The sequence below is a fragment of the Paraburkholderia sp. J94 genome (genome assembly GCF_905220285.1).
GTDB lineage: Bacteria > Pseudomonadota > Gammaproteobacteria > Burkholderiales > Burkholderiaceae > Paraburkholderia > Paraburkholderia tropica_A.
In genome coordinates this window covers 106,897-124,229 of sequence record NZ_CAJMZH010000004.1, presented here as the reverse complement: position 1 = coordinate 124,229, position 17,333 = coordinate 106,897, and the positions used below count along the sequence as shown (strand labels likewise).

Genomic DNA, 17,333 nt, shown 5'->3' with positions numbered 1-17,333 from the left:
GATCAGACCGCGCTGCTTTCAGCACTTTCCGCTGCCACCGCGCGCACGTTCAGCGCCTGCGGCAAGAGCGGATTGTGCGCGCGCGTTTCGAGCCAGAAGCGATACAAGGTGTTCTTCGCCGATTCGAGGCGATACTCGCTCGTCGCGCGCATGTCCGAGAGCGGCGCGTAGTCCTTGCCGAGCGCGATCATCGCGGCCTGCGCGGTGGCTTCGTGCCATTGCGCATCGGCGAGTACGGCTTCGGCGTGGCTCGCGCGCTTCGGCGTGGCCGCCATACCGCCGAACGCGATGCGCGGCTCGCGAATCGTCTCGCCATGTTCACCGTCGGCGATATACGAAAACGCGGCGCACACGGCCGAAATATCGGAGTCGAAACGCTTCGAGATCTTGTAGGTGCGGAACTTCAGATTCGCGCGCGCGCCGCTGCGCGTCGGCACCTTGAGCGCCAGCACGAACTCGTGCTCGGCCATGTCCTTCTTCTGGTACGCGAGATAGAGGTCTTCGAGCGGCAGCTCGCGCTCGACATCGCCGCCGCGCAGCACCACGCGCGCGCCCAGCGCGATCAGGCCCGGCATCGAGTCGCCGATCGGCGAGCCGTTCGCGATGTTGCCGCCGAGCGTGCCCGCATTGCGGATCGGCAGCGACGCGAAGCGCAGCCACATCTCTTCGAGTTCGGGATAGTGCTTCACGAGTTCGGCATAGCCGCGCTCGACCGTCACGCCCGCGCCGATGCGAATCCATTCGTCGCTGACGTCGATCTCACGCATCGCCTCGACCTGGCCCACGTAGACGATGTCGCCGAGATCGCGCATCTGCTTCGTGACCCACAGGCCGATGTCGGTGCTGCCCGCGAGAATGCGCGTGTTCGGGCGCGCGGCCTTGATCGCGGCGAGCGCCTCGACGGTGCGCGGCGCGTCGAACTGCTGGCCCTTGTGCTCGTAGTGGAAGGTCTCACCGCGCTCGATCGTCGCGAGCGAGGCCGCGAGCGCCTTCACGTCGACAGGCGCCTTGGGCGCGTCGAGCTTGAACATCTGCTCCGCCGCGTCGAGGATCGGCCGATAGCCGGTGCAGCGGCACAGATTGCCCGTGAGCGCATTGGCGATCTCGTCGCGCGACGGCACGCTGCATTGCGCCTTGCCCGCGCAGCCTTGCGGCGCGTGCTCGTGGCCGTGCTTCTCGTAGAGCGACCACATCGACATGACGAAACCGGGCGTGCAGAAGCCGCACTGCGAGCCGTGACAGTCGACCATCGCCTGCTGGACCGGATGCAGCGAGCCGTCGGGCTGGCGCAGGTCCTCGACGGTGAACAGCGCCTTGCCGTCGAGCGTCGGCAGAAACTGGATGCAGGCGTTGACGGCCTTGAAGCTCACGCCGCCCTCGGCGGTGCGCTCGCCCACGACGACCGTGCACGCGCCGCAGTCGCCCTCGGCGCAGCCTTCCTTCGTGCCGGTGCAGCGCGCGTCTTCGCGCAGGTATTGGAGGACGGTGCGGGTCACGCCCGCGTCGCTGACTTCGCGGATCGCGTTGCGGTGATAGAAGCGGATCGGCTGATTCATGGTTTCTGGCTCGTCGTTGAATGCAGAGTGCGCGGCAAGCGTCTCCGGCTCGCCACGCATCCGTGGACAGTTTCAAAGCTATCACCACCAATATTGAGATCCCATAGGCGCAGGTGCATGGGGGATATATCGTTGCGGCGATAAATCGATGGAATCCGCGCACGCCGTGCGTATGTCGGCGCGTCCTGATCGCGTGATTTCCTTTGTGATTCCCGCGAACCGGACATCGCGACGCGCCTAACGATGCCTCATCCTGATGCTCGCGCCCCGCTTTCTAACTCCCTCCTTGCCGCGCGCGTGCCCGCAGACGCCAAATAGCACCAACGTCGCGCAACCTCGCCCATTTCCGCGCACGCAGATGACAAGACGTTTAAGCGGCGAAACACGCGAAAAACGTGTTGTTCCGCTCACCGAAACGCTTTTTCAACATCTGCATAAGAACCGGTTCCAACGTACAATCACGCCTTTCCCGCCGTTATCCATCCGCGTTTTCCCCATGTCCGCTGATTTGGCGCCCCCGCGCTCCGCCGCATCGACGACCCTGCAGATCATTCCGGTCGTCTTTTTCACCTTCCTCTGCTACCTGACGATCGGCATTCCGCTCGCCGTGCTGCCGGGCTACGTGCACAACGACCTCGGCTTCAGCACCGTGGTGGCGGGCGCGGCGATCAGCGTGCAGTACATCGCGACGCTCTGCTCGCGCGCCCTCGCCGGCCGCTCGGCGGACACGCTCGGCCCGAAGAAAACCGTCTCGATCGGCCTGACGATCTGCGGCGCGAGCGGCGTGCTGCTGCTGCTCGGCACGCTGGTCGATCACTGGCCGGGCCTCTCGCTGACGCTGCTCGTGATGGGCCGCCTGCTGCTCGGCTGCGGCGAAAGCCTCTGCGGCACGGGCGCGATCCTCTGGGGCATCGGCCGTGTGGGCACGGCGCACAACGCCAAGGTGATTTCGTGGAACGGCATCGCGACCTACGGCGCGCTCGCGCTGGGCGCGCCGCTCGGCGTGGAGATGGTGCATTTCGTCGGCTACTGGACGCTCGGCGTGTCGGTGATCGCGCTGGCCGCGCTCGGCTTCTGGCTCGCGCGCCCGATCGCGCCGGTGCCGGTCGTGCACGGCGAGCGCATGTCGTACCGCAGCGTGTTCACGCGCGTGCTGCCGCACGGCCTCGGCCTCGCGCTCGGCTCGGCGGGCTTCGGCTCGATCGCCACCTTCATCACGCTGTTCTACGCGGCGCGCCACTGGGACAACGCGGCGTTCTCGCTGACGCTGTTCGGCCTGATGTTCATCGGCGCGCGCCTGCTGTTCGCGAACACGATCAAGACCTTCGGCGGCTTCCGCGTCGCCATCGCTTCGTTCTCGTGCGAATGCGCGGGCCTCTTGCTGCTGTGGCTCGCGCCGACGCCGCATTTCGCGCTCGCGGGCGCGGCGCTCACGGGCTTCGGCTTCGCGCTGGTGTTCCCGGCGCTCGGCGTCGAAGCGGTCGGTCTCGTGCCGGCGGCCAGCCGCGGCGCGGCGCTCTCGGCGTACTCGGTGTTCCTCGATCTGTCGCTCGGCATCACCGGCCCGCTCGCGGGCTACGTGGCGAATCTGTTCGGCTATGGCTCGGTGTATCTGTTCGCGGCGATCGCGTCGGCGGCGGCCGTGGCGCTGTCGGTCTCGCTGCATCGCAAGAGCGTGAAAGCGGCGGCCGAAGCGAAGGCCACGGCCAGCGCCGCACAACGCGCGGACTGAGCGCGGACTGAACCGCAGCCTCAACCACACAAGGCGCCCCGCTGTTTCGCGCCCAGACAAAAAACCGCCCGCAGCGCGCTTCGCGCCGCGGGCGGTTTTTTTTCATCCGCGCCGACAGCTTACTTCTTCTGCACCGTATCGAGCGCGAGCTTCTTGCCCGTGGCCTCGTTGTAGCGGTGGACGTACTCCTCGGTCAGCTTGCGCACCGCGCGCCCGATCTTGCGGTAATCGGACTCGTTGAGGTTCGCGAGCGACACGCGGCCCGACGGATGCGGCGTGCCGAAGCCCTTGCCCGGCAGCAGCACCACGCGCGCCTCGCTCGCCAGACGGAACAGCAGCTCGTTGGGCTGCGTCTGCTTGAGCAGCCAGTCGACGAAGTCGCGCCCGTACAGTTTCTCGCCCAGATACTCCATGTCGAGAATCGTGTAGTAGTCGACCTGGTTCGGATCGCTCTCGTCGTAGGCGATGCCCATCTCCTCGAACAGCGCACGCTTGCGGTTGCGGATCAGGCGCTTGAGCGCGTTCTTGTACGCGTCGGGCGTGTCCATCAGCGAGAACAGCGAGAACAGCACCATCTGCACCTGCTGCGGCGTCGACAGGCCGGCCGTGTGATTGAGCGCGACGGTGCGGCTGTCGGCCACCAGACGGTCGATGAACTTGAGCTTGTCCGGCTCGGTCGTGATCGACTCGTAGCGCTTGTGCAGAATCTTCTTCTCGTCCTTCGGCAGCTTCGCGAGCGTGGCGTCGAGCACGTTGTCGCGATGCGTCGCGATCGCGCCCAGACGCCAGCCCGTCGCGCCGAAATACTTCGAATAGGAGTACACGAGAATCGTGTTCTTCGGCGCGAGCGCGAACAGCGAGACGAAGTTGTCGGCGAAGGTGCCGTACACGTCGTCGGTCAGGATGATGAGATCCGGGCGCTCCTTGACGATATCGGCGATGTATTCGAGGCTCGCGTCGTCGATCTTCACCGAAGGCGGATTGCTCGGATTCACGAGGAAAAACGCCTTGACCTTCGGATCGCGCAGCTTGTCGAGTTCCTTCTTCGAGTATTGCCAGTTGCTCTCCACGTTGGCATCGAGATGCACGACGTTGAGCTGGTAATCGTTGAGTTCGGGAATCTCGATGTACGGCGTGAAGATCGGCATGCCGAGCGCGATGGTGTCGCCCGCCTTGATCAGGAAATTCTCGCGCATCGTGTTGAAGATGTACGTCATGGCCGCGGTGCCGCCTTCCACCGCGAACACGTCGAACTCGCCGACGAACGGATGCTTGCCGATCATCTCGCGGCGCAGATATTGCCCGACGATGATCTCCGAAAGCTTCAGCATGCGGTCCGGCACGGGATAGTTGCAGGCGAGGATGCCTTCGCACATCTCGTAGAGGAAGTCGCCGGCCGAGAGGCCGAGCTGATCGCGCACATACGACACGGCGCCCGAAAGGAAGTCGATGCCCGGCTCGCCCTTGTTCTCGCGCACGAACAGATCGAAGCGCTCGACGATGCCCGCGCGCTGCGGGAAGCCGCCCACGCCCTCGGGCAGATAGGCGAACGAGCGCTCCGATTCGCGCATCGCGAAGAGGCCCAGTTGCCAGAAGCCGTGGCGCGGAATGGTGGCGAGGAAGTTCGGATTGCCGCGCCCCGCGTTGAGCATCGAGAAGTTGGCCGGACGCTCGGCTGCGCCGCCACCGGCCGCCTTGATCAGCTCGTCCTTGAGCTCGAACGGGCTCAGCGCGTCGAGGGCCGACTTTTCCTTCGCTTCGTTGCCGTTGCCTTTACCTTTTGCCATGGTGCTCTCCATTGGAAGACGTGGTGCGCGCCGCTTCGTTCGTTGTGCTCACCGTGCGCGGTGGGCGCCGCAAGCGGCCCGCGTTGCGACAGATCGTTAAGGACGGGCCTGCGCTCCTCGCGCGGCCCGTTTTGGCTTCATGTCATGCGAGACCGACCACGAGCGGCCCGAGCAGCGTGAGCAGCACGTTGGCGATCGCGTAGGTGATGGCGAACGGCACCGTCGGCACCGCGCTCTCGGCCTTGTCGAGAATGCCGCCGAACGCCGGGTTCGCACTGCGCGAGCCGGACAGCGCGCCCGCGAGAATCGCCGCGTTGTTGTACTTCAGGACGTAGCGGCCAAACAGCATGGTGAGGATCAGCGGCACGATGGTCACCACCACGCCGAGCAGGAAGATCGTGATGCCGCTCTGCTTGACCGTCACCACGGCCTGCAAGCCGGAATTCAGGCCGACCACCGCGACGAACGCCGCGAGCCCGAAGTCCTTGAGCAGTTGCGACGCCGCGGGCGGCATCACGCCGTACATCGGATGCTTGCCGCGCATCCAGCCGAACAGCAGACCCGCGAGCAGGCAGCCGCCGCCCGAGCCGAGCGTGAGCGGAATACCCGCCACGTTCACGACGATCAGGCCGATCAGCAGACCGAGCACGAGGCCGACGCCCATATAGATGAAGTCGGTCTTGTTGCTATACGCAAGCTCATAACCGGCTTCCTTCACCGCGCGCTTCGTGTCCGTGGCCGTGCCGTAGATCGTGATGACGTCGCCGTGTTCGAGCTTGGTCTGCGGCAGCACCGGCAGCGGCTGGCCCGCGCGTTCGATCTTCTCGATATAGACGCCGTGGCGCATGTCGCGATCGACGTTCTTGCGCACGTCGGCGATCGTCGTGTGATTCATGCCCTTCTTCGTGAAGACGAGCTGGCGCGTCTGCATCACGAGGCTCATGCCGCCCGAGTCCGGCACTTCCGGCCCGATCAGCACGCCCACTTCGACCATCTGCTCGCGGCGCCCGACCACCAGCACGATGTCGTCGCGGCTCAGCACGAAGTCGGGCGTCGAATCGAGCACCTTGCCCGCGCGCCGGATCTTCTCGATCGCGACGAAATCCTTCTCCGCCGCTTCGAGCTGCCTGACGGTCTGACCCGCGCCCGCTTCCACGCGGAACACGCGGCCGAACAGTTCGGGCAGCGCCGTGATCTGGCCCGGCCCGCTCGCCGCCGAGCCGCCCGCCATTTCGCGCTCGGCGTCCATCGACGCGTCCTTGAGGCTGCGGCCCATGAACTTCGGCAGGATGTTCACGCAGACGATGATCGCGCCGAGCGAACCGAACACGTAGGTCACGGCATAGCCGATCGCCACGTCGGCCTGCATCGCCTTGACCTGATCGGCGGGCAGACCCAGACGCGCGATGGCGTCGCCGGCCGTGCCGATGATCGCCGACTGCGTCATGCCGCCCGCCGCGAGACCGGCCGCGAGACCCTTGTTGAGGTGAAAGAGCTTGGCGCAGATCACCACCGTGACAAGGCCCGCGACGGCCATGAACACGGCCATGGCGATCTCGCGCAGCGTCTTGCGGTTGAGCGAGTTGAAGAAGCCCGGCCCGGAGTCGTAGCCCACGGCGTAGATGAACACCGCGAACATCACCGACTTCACGCCGTTGTCGATGGTCACGCCCGCCTGGCTGATGACCACGGCCGCCAGCAGCGACCCGCCCACGCCGCCTAACTGGAACTTGCCGAAATTGATCTGGCCGATCCAGTAACCGACGGCCAGCGAGAGAAACAAGGCGATTTCAGGAGATTTGTGAAAGATGTCATGTAGCCATTCCATCGTGCCCTCGCTTGGATAGAAGTGACAGCCTGAAGCCGGTACGGTACGACCCGACGTAACGCGCCGCCGACGAAGCCGCGGCTGAAACCGCGCCGCGGTCCCTTCGGCGAAACGCCGCGCGGGTCAGCCGAATTTCGCCGCGAGCCCGACCACCACGGGCCCCATCAGCGGCAACAGGATGTTCGACAACGCATAGGTGATCGTGTAGCCGATCACGGGAGTGGAATTGCCGGTGACGCCCACGAGCGCACTGATCGCCGGCGTGCTGCACTGCTGCCCTGCAATCGCGCCGAGCAGCATCGGCGCATCGAGCTTGAGAAACATGCGCCCGATCCAGAGTGAGAGGAGGCCCGGAATCAGCACCATCAGGATGCCGGCGAGCGGCAGCGCGAGACCGTACTCGCGCACGAGCTTGATGGCGTCGGGTCCGGCGGACAAACCCACGGCGGCGATAAAGGTCGCGAGGCCGAAGTCCTTGAGCACCTGCGCCGCCGCCGAGGGCAGCGAACCGACCACGGGAAAATGCGAGCGCGCCCAGCCGAACAGCAGACCCGAAAGCAGACAGCCGCCGCCCGTACCGAGCACCAGCGAGACGCCGCCCACCTTCAGCCCGAAGCGGCCGATCAGCATGCCCACGAGCACGCCGAGCCCGAGATAGACGAAGTCGGTTTTGGTGGTCTGCTGGATCACGTAGCCGAGGCGCTGCGCGCCGCGTTTGACGTCGCTGGGCGCGCCGAGCAGCGTGAGCACGTCGCCGCGCCGCACCACCGTGCCGGGCAGCGCGGGCACCGTGGTGTCCAGCCGCGTGATCGCGCCCACGTAGATGCCGCGCCCCGCTTCCGGCGAGACGCGTTCGCGCATCTGCGCGAGCGTGAGGCCGTCGGCGTCGCGGCGCGTGAGCATCACGTCCACGCGCTGCGCGAGCAGCTTCGTGAAGCCCTCGCCCGAGACTTCGTGGCCGAGGTGGACGGACGCATCGACCATGCTTTCGCGGCGGCCCGCGATGAAGATCACGTCGCCGGTCTGCAGCACGAGCTGGCCGTCCGCCTCGATTTCGCGCTGCTCGCGCAGCACGCGCTCGACCGTGATGTTGTTGCCGTAGCGCGCCTCGAACTGCGCAACCTGAAGACCGGCGGCCGGACCGGCCATGAACGCGCGGCCCACCAGCGGCGGCAGCGCGAGACGCTGGCCTTCGTCGAGCACGCCGTCGCCGCCGAGCTTGCGAAAGAGCCGCGCGGCCTCGTCGCGCAGATTCACGCGCAGGATCAGCGGCGCGACCTGGCTCGTGAACAGCACGATGGTGATCAGCCCGAACAGGTAGCTCACGCTATAGGCGGTCACCACGTGCGCCTGCAGCGTGCTGACCTGGTCCGCGCTGAGGCCGAGCCGCGCGATCGCCTCGGAAGCCGTGCCGATCACCGCCGACTCCGTCGCCGCGCCCGCCAGCAGGCCCGCGGCCGTGCCCGCGTCGAGCTTCATCAGGACGACTGCAATCATGATGAGCGACATCACCGAGACGATTTCGACGATCGACAGCAACCCGTAACGCCAGCCCTTGCCGATGTTGGCGAAGAACTGCGGACCGCCCGTGAAGCCGAGCGCGAAGATGAACAGCGCGAACGCGATGTTCTTGAGGTCCGGCGCGATGCGCGCGCCGGTCTGGCCGAGCACGAGCGCGACAATCAGTGTGCCGCAGACGCCGCCGAGCGATATCGGCCCAAACCGCACCGAGCCAATCAGATAACCGAGCGCAAGGCTGATAAACAGCGCAATCTCGGGTTGCGACTTCAGCAATTCGACGATCATGTCTGGTCTGCCGATTTACGTTCTTTTTGCTCAAAAGCGCATAAAAAACATGCACACGGCATGTACACATTTGCCTGTGCGCCTTTATTTCCGGCCGTATCGGATATTTGCTCGATACGCAATAAAACCGGAAAACCGCTTTTATTCGCTATTTATGTAAAGGCCGTAAACCGGCATAACATCATTGTCCGCAATACATTGACAACAAACGTTTTTCGCCGGGAAATCCCCGCAGACATGACAGACATCGATTCCTCGCAAGCTTGTACAAGACCCGGAAAACCGCTATCCGCTGGATGAGTGCCGCCTGAGTGTAATTCAAATGCTCAAACGGCTGACGCAGCACGTCTCATTTTCCCGCCTCATTCAATACCCATGCCAGCATCGATATTGAATCTTTTACAACGATGAAACGATGCCGCTTTTTACGATAGATATTGTAATTTCGAAGGACTGTCAATATGATTTTCATTCAACATCGCAGTCCCGCAGTACCCGCAAGCGCATTTCAATCCCATCCGGCCGCTCCGTTCGAGGGCCGCGCCCCTTAACCGGTAAATGCATTCAGCATGCGAGGCGAATTTCCATGAACCAGATACACGCCATGCGCGTCTTCGTCAGGGTTGCGGAATCACAGAGCTTTCGCCGCGCCGCGCAGCAACTCGACGTGTCGAACGCGCTCGTCACGCGTTCGGTCGCGATGCTCGAAGCGCATCTGCACACGCGGCTCATCAACCGCACCACGCGCAATCTTTCGCTCACCGAAGCAGGTCAGCGTTACCTCGACGGCTGCCGCAGCGTGCTGGAAGAACTCGATCATCTCGAACACACGCTCGCGCACACCGAACGCGAGCCGAGCGGCACGCTGCGCGTGGTGGCCGCGGGCGCGCTCTCGCTCGCCACGCTCACGCCGCTGATCGACGGCTACCGGCGCCGTTATCCGCGCGTGCACGTGCGCCTCACGCTCGCCGAGCGGCCCGTCGATCTGGCCGAGGACGGGTTCGACGTGGGCATCGTGGCGGCGTCGCCGGAACGCGCCGAAAGCAACGGCGATCTGGTCGAGCGCTCCCTCGGCACCACTTCGTTCGTGCCCTGCGCCTCGCCCGCGTGGCTCGCGGAGCACGGCGAGCCGGACACGCCCGACGCGCTCGCGGAGCACGCGGCCGTCACGCTGCCGCCCGAGGAGCGCAGCGCGACGTGGCGCTTCGCGAAGGCCGGCGAGCACGCGCAGCCGGTCACGCTGCAACCGGCCTACGCGGTCAACAACATGCTGATGGTGCGGCTCGCCGCGCTCGCGGGGATGGGCGTGGCGATCGTGCCCGCGCCGCTGGTCGCCGACGATTTCTCGGCCGGCACGCTCAAGCGTCTCTTGCCCGACTACGAGATCGACGCGCCCGAGGCGCGCATGTCGATCGTCTATCCGAGCCGCCAGTATTTGTCCGCCAAGACACGGCGCTTCGTCGATCACGCGGTCGAGCATTTCGAGCACGCGCACGGCGGCATGGCCGCCGCCAACCTGCCGAACATGCCGAACGCAGCGGCGTCAGGCGGATCGGCATGGCGGCCGATGAGCGGCGCGCCCGGCACCAGCGCCGTGTTGCAGGCGAGGAACGAGCGCTGATTTCACCGGTGCGTCGATGCATCGATACATCGACGCACGCGCTGATAGCGCTCAGCCCGGCGCGCCGTATTCCGCCGGCTCGCCTTCGAGACCGGCGGCCCCGCACAGTTCGCGCAGCAGCGCGACCTCGCGCTCGTGCACCTCGACCGGCATCCACTGCGCGCCCGCCCACGCCAGATAGCGCGCGCGATGCTGGCCGTTGCGGAACGCCACCACGCCCACGTGCGCGAGCCCGAGCCAGCCTGCAACGCCCCCCGCGCGACGCTTCGAGATCGTCACATAAGGCATCTGCGGCACGCGTTCGTTTTCAGGATCGAGAAATTCGCGGATGCCGCGCACCTTGCCGACATGCCAGTCGTCGACGGGCTTGAGCACGTAGTCGGTGTCGTCGCGGTCGGCGCAGAGCAGCAGCTTGTGCAGATCGACGATCACCACTTCGTGGCGCGTGCCATCGGTCGTGAAGACGCGCTTGAAGCGCACGTGGTCGTAAGCCTGATGATCGGGCAAGGACACGATCCAGTGCTGTCCGCACGCGGATTGCAGCGGTGCCGGCGGATTCGGAGAATGCCCGTCGGGCGTAGGCAGGGACATCGGGGACATGCGGGTGAGGCGCCTCTCGCGGGGAGGAAAAGCGGCCTACGCTACGAGGGTATCGTGACGGTTTCGTGACCTATGCAGCATGGATGCGCACGCCGCGTGCGCGCGAGGAAAAACCGATGAGCAACGGTGACAAGCGCGATGACGAAGGCCTTCGCGAAGACGCACCAGGCGTCGTCATAACAGAAACGTTTGGCGACGCCGTGCGCATCGAAGCGCGCGCGCAGGTCGCGACGATCGTGCTCGATCGACCCGCGCAGCGCAACGCCATCGACCGCCCGACCGCCGATGCGCTCGCCGCCGCGTTCGCGCGCGTCGAGTCGCATCCGCGCTGGCGCGCGGGCGTGCTGTTCGGCGCGGGCGGCACCTTCTGCGCGGGCGCCGACCTCGGCGCGCTCAACGACGACACGCGCCGCAACGCGCTGCGCGAGGACGGCGGCGGCCCCGGTCCGCTCGGGCCGACGCGCATGGCGCTCGCCAAGCCGTTCATCGCCGCCGTGACGGGCTACGCGGTCGCGGGCGGGCTCGAACTCGCGCTGCTTTGCGATCTGCGCATCGTCGAAGAGGACGCCGTGCTCGGCGTGTTCTGCCGCCGCGTGGGCGTGCCGCTGATCGACGGCGGCACGGTGCGTCTGCCGCGCCTGATCGGCCTGTCGCGCGCGCTCGATCTGATCCTCACCGGCCGTGCCGTCGATGCGCATGAGGCGCTCGACTTCGGTCTCGCGAATCGCGTCGTCGCCACAGGCCGCGCGCGCGCCGAAGCCGAAGCGCTCGCGGCCACACTCGCCGCGTTTCCTCAAGGCGCGCTGCTCGCGGACCGGCGCTCGGCCTACGAAAACAGCGTGCTCGACGATCTCGCCGAAGCGCTGCGCCGCGAAGGCGCGGGCGGTTATCGCGCGGCGCTCGACGAAGGACTGCCGATGGCCGCGCGTTTCGCGGCGGGCGCGGGACGGCACGGCGAACCGCTCTGAGCGCGCGGCGCGCAACGTCGCGCGCTGAACTGCGCTTCACAGGATTCTTGAAGGCCCTGGTTCAAGGCGCTAAATTGAATCTGTCAGTGGCCACGATGCACCGCCCGCGCCGCCCGCCCCACTGCATCAGCCCGCTGCCCCGCGGGCAATCCTCAGACGAGACGCCGACGCGAACAACAACCCCGAACGCGCATCAGGGAGTGATCCCATGTCGTCGGATCGCGTCATCCGGTTCGCGGATTTCGAACTCGACGTCGAGCGTTATCAGCTTCGACGCGACGGCGAGGCCGTGCGGCTCGAACGTCTGCCGATGGACCTGCTGATCCTGCTCGCGTCGCGCCACGGCGAGCTGATCTCGCGCGCCGATATCGTCGAGCGTCTGTGGCAAGGCAATCCCTATCGCGACACCGAGAACGGCATCAACACGGCGATCCGCAAGATCCGCATCGCGCTCGCCGACGATCCGCTCAAGCCGCGCCATCTCGTGACCGTGAAGGGCAAGGGCTACCGGCTCGACGGCGCGCGCTTCGCGGGCGTGCCGCCCAGCGAGTCCGGCGAGCCCGCCGCGCGCGCGGCTGTGCGCGTGCTGGTGCTGCCGTTTGCCAACCTCACCGGCGACGGCCGCGAGGCGTGTCTGTGCAGCGCGCTCGCCGACGAGATCTCGGCCACGCTCGGCGCGCTGGGCGCCGACCGGCTGCGCCTGATCGCGCGCACGACGGCGGCGCGTTATCGCGACACGGCCAAGAGCATCGGCGAGATCGCGCGCGAATTGAAGCTCGATTACGTGCTCGAAGGCTCGCTCACGCGCGAGGCTCAGCGCGCGCGCATCCTCGCGCGCCTGATCCGTTGCGCCGACGAAGTGCAGATCTGGAGCCGCGCGCACGAGCCGGTTTCGCCGCGCGCGCTCGATCTGCCCAAGGAAGTGGCCGCCGCGCTCGCCGACGATCTCGCCTCCACGCTCTCCGACCAGCAGCGCTCGCTGCTCGCGCGCCGCCTGCCCGTCGATCCGGCGGCGCACGACGCCTACGTGCGCGGCCGCTACTTCTGGTACAGGCGCGTGCATTTCGACGCCGCGTTCTGCGCGCATCACAACATCGACGGCGAGGACTTCTCGCGCAGCCGCGCCTATTTCGAAGCGGCCGTCGAACACGATCCGAACTACGCGCTCGGCTACGCGGGGCTCTCGAACTATTACGGATCGACGGTCGTGCACGGCCTCTACGCCCCCGACGACGGCTGGCCGCTCGCGCGCGCGCTCGCACATAGCGCGCTCGAACTCGACCCCGATCTGCCCGAGGCGCATCAGGCGCTCGCGGCCGTGCGCTACTTTTTCGAGTGGGACTGGACGCGCGCCGAGGCCGGCTGCAAGGAAGCGCTCAAGCGCAATCCGAGCTACCCGGAGGCGCACCGGCTCTATGCGCGTCTGCTGCTCGCGGCGGGCCGGCGCGCGGAAGGCGACGCGGCGCTCGAACGTGCCGAGAAGATCGATCCGCTGGCGTTCCAGGGCTCGCGCGCGTTCGGCATGGTGCTCGCGGGCAAGCATGCGGAAGTGGCGAGCGAGTATCTGTCGCCGGGACATCGCGAGCACGCGCCGCTGGTCTATCAGGTGCTGGCGACGGCGTTCGAAGTGAAGAAGCTCTACGCGCAGGCCGTGGACGCGACCGAAGAAGCGCTGGTGCGCTGCGATCAGCACGCGCGCGCGGCGGCGATCCGCGCGCAATGGGACGCGGGCGGCTACGACGCGGTGCTGCACTGGTATCTCGATGATCTGCTCGAGCGGCGGCGCTGCCAGTACACCTCGCCGCTGCTGATCGCCGAACTCTACGCGCGGCTCGCGCAGCCCGAGCCGATGTATCACTGGCTCGACGCCGCGCTCGCCGAACGCAGTTCGCGGCTGTGCGAACTGCGTTCGAATCCGTGGTTCGCGCCCTATCGTCCGGGCGGACGCATGCGCCTGATCGAAAAGCACATCGGCGGCGGCCCGCCGCGCTGAACGCCGTGCGCCGGGCCGCCGCCGATTGGCCGCCCGCGTTCGATTCGGGCGGACGTCCTGGCGAGTCATGCGTCGATGAAATCTTGCCGGTCTCCCTGATGATTCTTGTGTGTTCGTGTTCGAGTTTGCCTTTTAGTTTGCCCTTGAGTGTGCCTTTGCGTTTGCTAACGCGCCTGCGGGCTGGCGCTCAGTTGCCGTGATAAATATCGTTGTTCAGACGCGCGCGTTCGCCGGTCTGCTCGGAGCGCACCAGATCCTGATAGACCTGTGCGTGCGTGAGCGTTGCGGGTCCGCCCGAAGCGCTGCTGCTCATGGGCATGCCGCCCACGTCCTGCGATGCCGACGGCGAGGTCGACGCCGTATCGGTCGACGAATCGGCCCATGCGAGTCCTGCGAACAAGGCGGCCGAGCAGGCCACCGCGATGCGTACGGTGTTCAAGGTGTTCATGTCATCGCTCCAGGAAGTGTCGCGCATCCCCATACGGCCCGCGATGCGCGTCGCGGACGAGGCAATCCGCGCGAAAACTGGCGTGGCGGCTGGCGCGGACGGGATCGTTAGACGATGGTGCGGCCCGCGCGTGTGACGCACCATCGACGTAACCTGAAGAAATCGTCAAGACATCACCCGCGCGGACGGTGTTGCGTAAGAAGAACGCAAGAAAAGCGTGCCGGATGCAGCGAGGCGCATTTCAGTACAATTCGGCATTGGCTTAATCAGTAGGCCAAAGTCAGCACGACACCCGCACGAAAACAAGCACGCGAGCCGCGCCCAGGGCCTCGCGAACCGAAACGACCACGCCGTTCACACGTCCATGCCCTTGCCCCTGCTCGCCCTTGCCGTCGCCGCGTTTGGTATCGGTACCACCGAATTCGTCATCATGGGGCTGCTGCCCGACGTCGCGCGCGATCTCGCGGTGTCGATTCCGGCCGCCGGCATGCTGGTCTCGGCCTACGCGCTGGGCGTGACGATCGGCGCGCCCATCGTCGCGATCGCGATTGCCAACGTGCCGCGCAAAGCAGCGCTGATGCGGCTGATCGGCATATTCATCGTCGGCAATCTGCTGTGCGCACTCGCACCGACCTATTCGATCCTGATGGCCGCACGCATCGTCACCGCGTTCTGCCACGGCGCGTTCTTCGGCATCGGCTCGGTGGTCGCGGCGGGGCTCGTCGCGCCCAACCGGCGCGCCCAGGCAATCGCGCTGATGTTCACGGGCCTCACGCTCGCGAACGTGCTGGGCGTGCCACTCGGCACCGCGCTCGGCCAGCTCGCGGGCTGGCGCACGACGTTCTGGGCCGTGACGGTGATCGGCCTGTTCGCGGCGCTCGCGCTGCAGGTGTGCCTGCCGAAGCACATCGAAATGCAGAAGGCGAGCCTCGTGCACGAATTCAGCGTGCTCAAGAATCCGCAGGTGCTGATGGTGCTGGGCATGAGCGTGCTGGCGTCGGCGAGCCTGTTCTCGGTGTTCACCTACATCACGCCGATTCTCGAAGACGTGAGCGGATTCTCGCCGCACGAAGTGACCTTCGTGCTGCTGCTGTTCGGCCTCGGGCTGACGGTGGGCAGCACGCTCGGCGGCAAGCTCGCCGACTGGAAGCTGATGCGCTCGCTGCTGAGCCTGCTCGCGATGATCGGCGTGCTGCTCGCCGTGTTCGCGTTCACGATGCACGATCAAATCGCCGCGATGGCGACCATCTTCGTGTGGGGCGTGCTGGCGTTTGCGATCGTGCCGCCGCTGCAGATCCTCATCGTCAACCGCGCGAGCCATGCGCCGAACCTCGCTTCCACGCTGAACCAGGGCGCGTTCAATCTCGGCAATGCGAGCGGCGCGTGGATCGGCGGCGTGGCGATCAGCGCGGGCGCGCCGCTGACGTCGCTGCCGTGGGTGGGGCTCGCGATGGCGCTCGCGGCGCTCGGGCTCACCTTCGTCTCGGCGCAGCTCGACCGGCGCGCGCGGCGCCGCGTGGCGGTTTCGGGGCCGACGTCGGTGGTTTGAATTCGCTTGAGTTCGTTTGGCGTGCTTTGACGTGCGCGCGTGTCTCGATGCGCTGACTCGATGAATCGATGACGTTGGGCAAGGCACGCCCTGCCGCTTTTTTCGCGCGCCCAGGGTAGGATGGCGCCCGATGAAAACCGTCCTGACCCGCGATTTCCTCGCGCTGATCCTGAGCGTGGCCGTAGTCGGCCTGGGCTCCGGCGCGACCCTGCCGCTCACCGCCCTCGCACTCACCGACGCCGGTTATGGCACCGCCATCGTCGGCCTGCTGACCGCCGCGCAGGCGCTCGGCGGGCTGATCGTCGTGCCGCTCACGGCGTGGATCGCGTCGCGTGTCGGCTCGCGGCAGGTGATCGTCGGCTCGGTGGTGGCCGTGGCGGCGGCCACTGCGCTGATGCAGACCTGCACGGATCTGTGGATATGGGCGCTGCTGCGGATGGTGTGCGGCGCGGCGCTCATGCTGTTGTTCACGATCGGCGAGGCGTGGGTCAACGAACTCGCGGACGATTCCAATCGCGGACGCGTGGTCGCCATCTACGCGACGACTTTTACCTTGTTTCAGATGTCGGGTCCCGTGCTGGTCAGCCAGATCGCGGGCTATGCGGCGTGGCGATTTGCGATCTGCGGGGCGATTTTCTTGATCGCGTTGCCGATGCTGTTTGCCATTCGGTCGAGTCCGCATACGACGGATCTGCATGAGCCGCATGGCAGTTGGCGGCATGTGTTGCCGAAGATGCCTGCGCTGATTATCGCGACCGGTTTTTTTGCGTTGTTCGATACGCTGGCGCTTTCGTTGCTGCCGTTATTCGCGATGGGGCATGGGATTGGGAGTGAGCTGGCCTTGCTGTTTGCTTCTGTCGTGTTGCTGGGCGATACGACGATGCAATTTCCGATTGGGTGGCTCGCGGATCGGCTTGGGCGCGAGCGCGTGCATGGGTTGATGGGCTTGATTGTGGTTGTGTTGTTGCCCTTGCTGCCGTTTGCTGTTGCTACGCCGTGGTTGCGGTGGCCTTTGTTGTTTGTTTTAGGGGCGGCTGCGGGGTCGATTTATACGTTGGCGATTGTCGCCTGCGGCGAGCGGTTTGAAGGCGGGGCGCTGGTTTCTGCTAGCGCGCTGGTGAGTGCTTCGTGGAGTGTCGCGAGTTTTGGTGGGCCCATGATTACTGGGGCTCTGATGGAGCATGCTGGGCGCGATGCCATGCTTTGGGTTTTGTTTGGCGCTGCGATTGTGTTTCTTGGGGCTTTGAGGTGGGAGCGTGTGCATGGGATCGCTAAGGCTTCGCATATTCGTTGATTTTTTGCTTGCGCCTCATTTGGTGCTGGTTGTTGCGGTGTTGGCCTTTCCTTGTTTTCATGTCGGTCTGCATGCGTCGCCCCTGTGCGGGGCGGCACCTACTTTTCTTTGCAGCGGCAAAGAAAAGTAGGCAAAAGAAAGCCGCTCACAC

At 65.9% G+C, this 17,333-nt stretch carries 12 protein-coding genes; 6 read left to right on the top strand and 6 right to left on the bottom strand.

All coding sequences use genetic code 11. From position 1 onward, the window contains the following. Window positions 1-2 precede the first annotated feature (2 nt). Window positions 3-1,556, bottom strand: a complete 1,554-nt coding sequence (xdhA, locus tag U4Y88_RS09310) for a xanthine dehydrogenase small subunit (protein ID WP_321783529.1) — start codon at window positions 1,554-1,556, stop codon at window positions 3-5. A 496-nt stretch (window positions 1,557-2,052) separates the two neighbouring features. On the opposite strand from xdhA, the gene U4Y88_RS09305 reads away from it, so the two are divergent. Continuing rightward, window positions 2,053-3,288 carry an MFS transporter gene (locus U4Y88_RS09305; RefSeq protein WP_224013085.1) on the top strand — a complete coding sequence of 412 codons (1,236 nt, stop codon included), beginning with the start codon at window positions 2,053-2,055 and terminating at the stop codon, window positions 3,286-3,288. 119 nt (window positions 3,289-3,407) lie between these two features. On the opposite strand, the gene U4Y88_RS09300 is transcribed toward U4Y88_RS09305, so the two are convergent. The 3 genes from U4Y88_RS09300 to aspT (U4Y88_RS09290) all read right to left on the bottom strand — a co-directional run bounded on the left by U4Y88_RS09300 (window position 3,408) and on the right by aspT (U4Y88_RS09290) (window position 8,709). Continuing rightward, the gene (locus U4Y88_RS09300; RefSeq protein ID WP_224013084.1) at window positions 3,408-5,075 is read right to left on the bottom strand and encodes a bifunctional aspartate transaminase/aspartate 4-decarboxylase; all 1,668 of its coding nucleotides are present in this window, start codon (window positions 5,073-5,075) and stop codon (window positions 3,408-3,410) included. A 142-nt stretch (window positions 5,076-5,217) separates the two neighbouring features. After that, window positions 5,218-6,903 (bottom strand): aspartate-alanine antiporter, encoded by a 1,686-nt coding sequence (gene aspT, locus U4Y88_RS09295; protein WP_321783528.1) that lies wholly within the window; start codon window positions 6,901-6,903, stop codon window positions 5,218-5,220. Between the two features lie 123 nt (window positions 6,904-7,026). Beyond that, a complete protein-coding gene (gene aspT / locus U4Y88_RS09290; RefSeq protein WP_321783516.1) occupies window positions 7,027-8,709 on the bottom strand; it encodes an aspartate-alanine antiporter in 1,683 nt (560 codons plus the stop codon). 586 nt (window positions 8,710-9,295) lie between these two features. Between aspT (U4Y88_RS09290) and U4Y88_RS09285 the strand changes: the two genes are divergently transcribed. Then, entirely contained in the window at window positions 9,296-10,330 is a 1,035-nt protein-coding gene (locus U4Y88_RS09285) for a LysR family transcriptional regulator (RefSeq protein WP_321783515.1), read from the top strand. A gap of 51 nt (window positions 10,331-10,381) precedes the next feature. On the opposite strand, the gene U4Y88_RS09280 is transcribed toward U4Y88_RS09285, so the two are convergent. Beyond that, complete coding sequence (locus U4Y88_RS09280; RefSeq protein WP_405044940.1) at window positions 10,382-10,930, bottom strand: plasmid fertility inhibition factor family protein; 549 nt, start codon at window positions 10,928-10,930, stop codon at window positions 10,382-10,384. Between the two features lie 116 nt (window positions 10,931-11,046). On the opposite strand from U4Y88_RS09280, the gene U4Y88_RS09275 reads away from it, so the two are divergent. Together U4Y88_RS09275 and U4Y88_RS09270 are read left to right on the top strand one after the other, a co-directional pair. After that, complete coding sequence (locus tag U4Y88_RS09275) at window positions 11,047-11,898, top strand: crotonase/enoyl-CoA hydratase family protein (protein WP_321783514.1); 852 nt, start codon at window positions 11,047-11,049, stop codon at window positions 11,896-11,898. 208 nt (window positions 11,899-12,106) lie between these two features. Next, window positions 12,107-13,891 carry a winged helix-turn-helix domain-containing protein gene (locus tag U4Y88_RS09270; protein WP_224013079.1) on the top strand — a complete coding sequence of 595 codons (1,785 nt, stop codon included), beginning with the start codon at window positions 12,107-12,109 and terminating at the stop codon, window positions 13,889-13,891. A 187-nt stretch (window positions 13,892-14,078) separates the two neighbouring features. On the opposite strand, the gene U4Y88_RS09265 is transcribed toward U4Y88_RS09270, so the two are convergent. Further along, entirely contained in the window at window positions 14,079-14,339 is a 261-nt protein-coding gene (locus tag U4Y88_RS09265; protein ID WP_224013078.1) for a hypothetical protein, read from the bottom strand. A 364-nt stretch (window positions 14,340-14,703) separates the two neighbouring features. Here U4Y88_RS09265 and U4Y88_RS09260 point away from each other — a divergent pair, with 364 nt between their 5' ends. Both U4Y88_RS09260 and U4Y88_RS09255 read left to right on the top strand, forming a co-directional pair. After that, window positions 14,704-15,888, top strand: a complete 1,185-nt coding sequence (locus U4Y88_RS09260; RefSeq protein WP_224013077.1) for an MFS transporter — start codon at window positions 14,704-14,706, stop codon at window positions 15,886-15,888. Between the two features lie 130 nt (window positions 15,889-16,018). Beyond that, window positions 16,019-17,182, top strand: a complete 1,164-nt coding sequence (locus U4Y88_RS09255) for an MFS transporter (RefSeq protein WP_321783512.1) — start codon at window positions 16,019-16,021, stop codon at window positions 17,180-17,182. Window positions 17,183-17,333 lie beyond the last annotated feature (151 nt).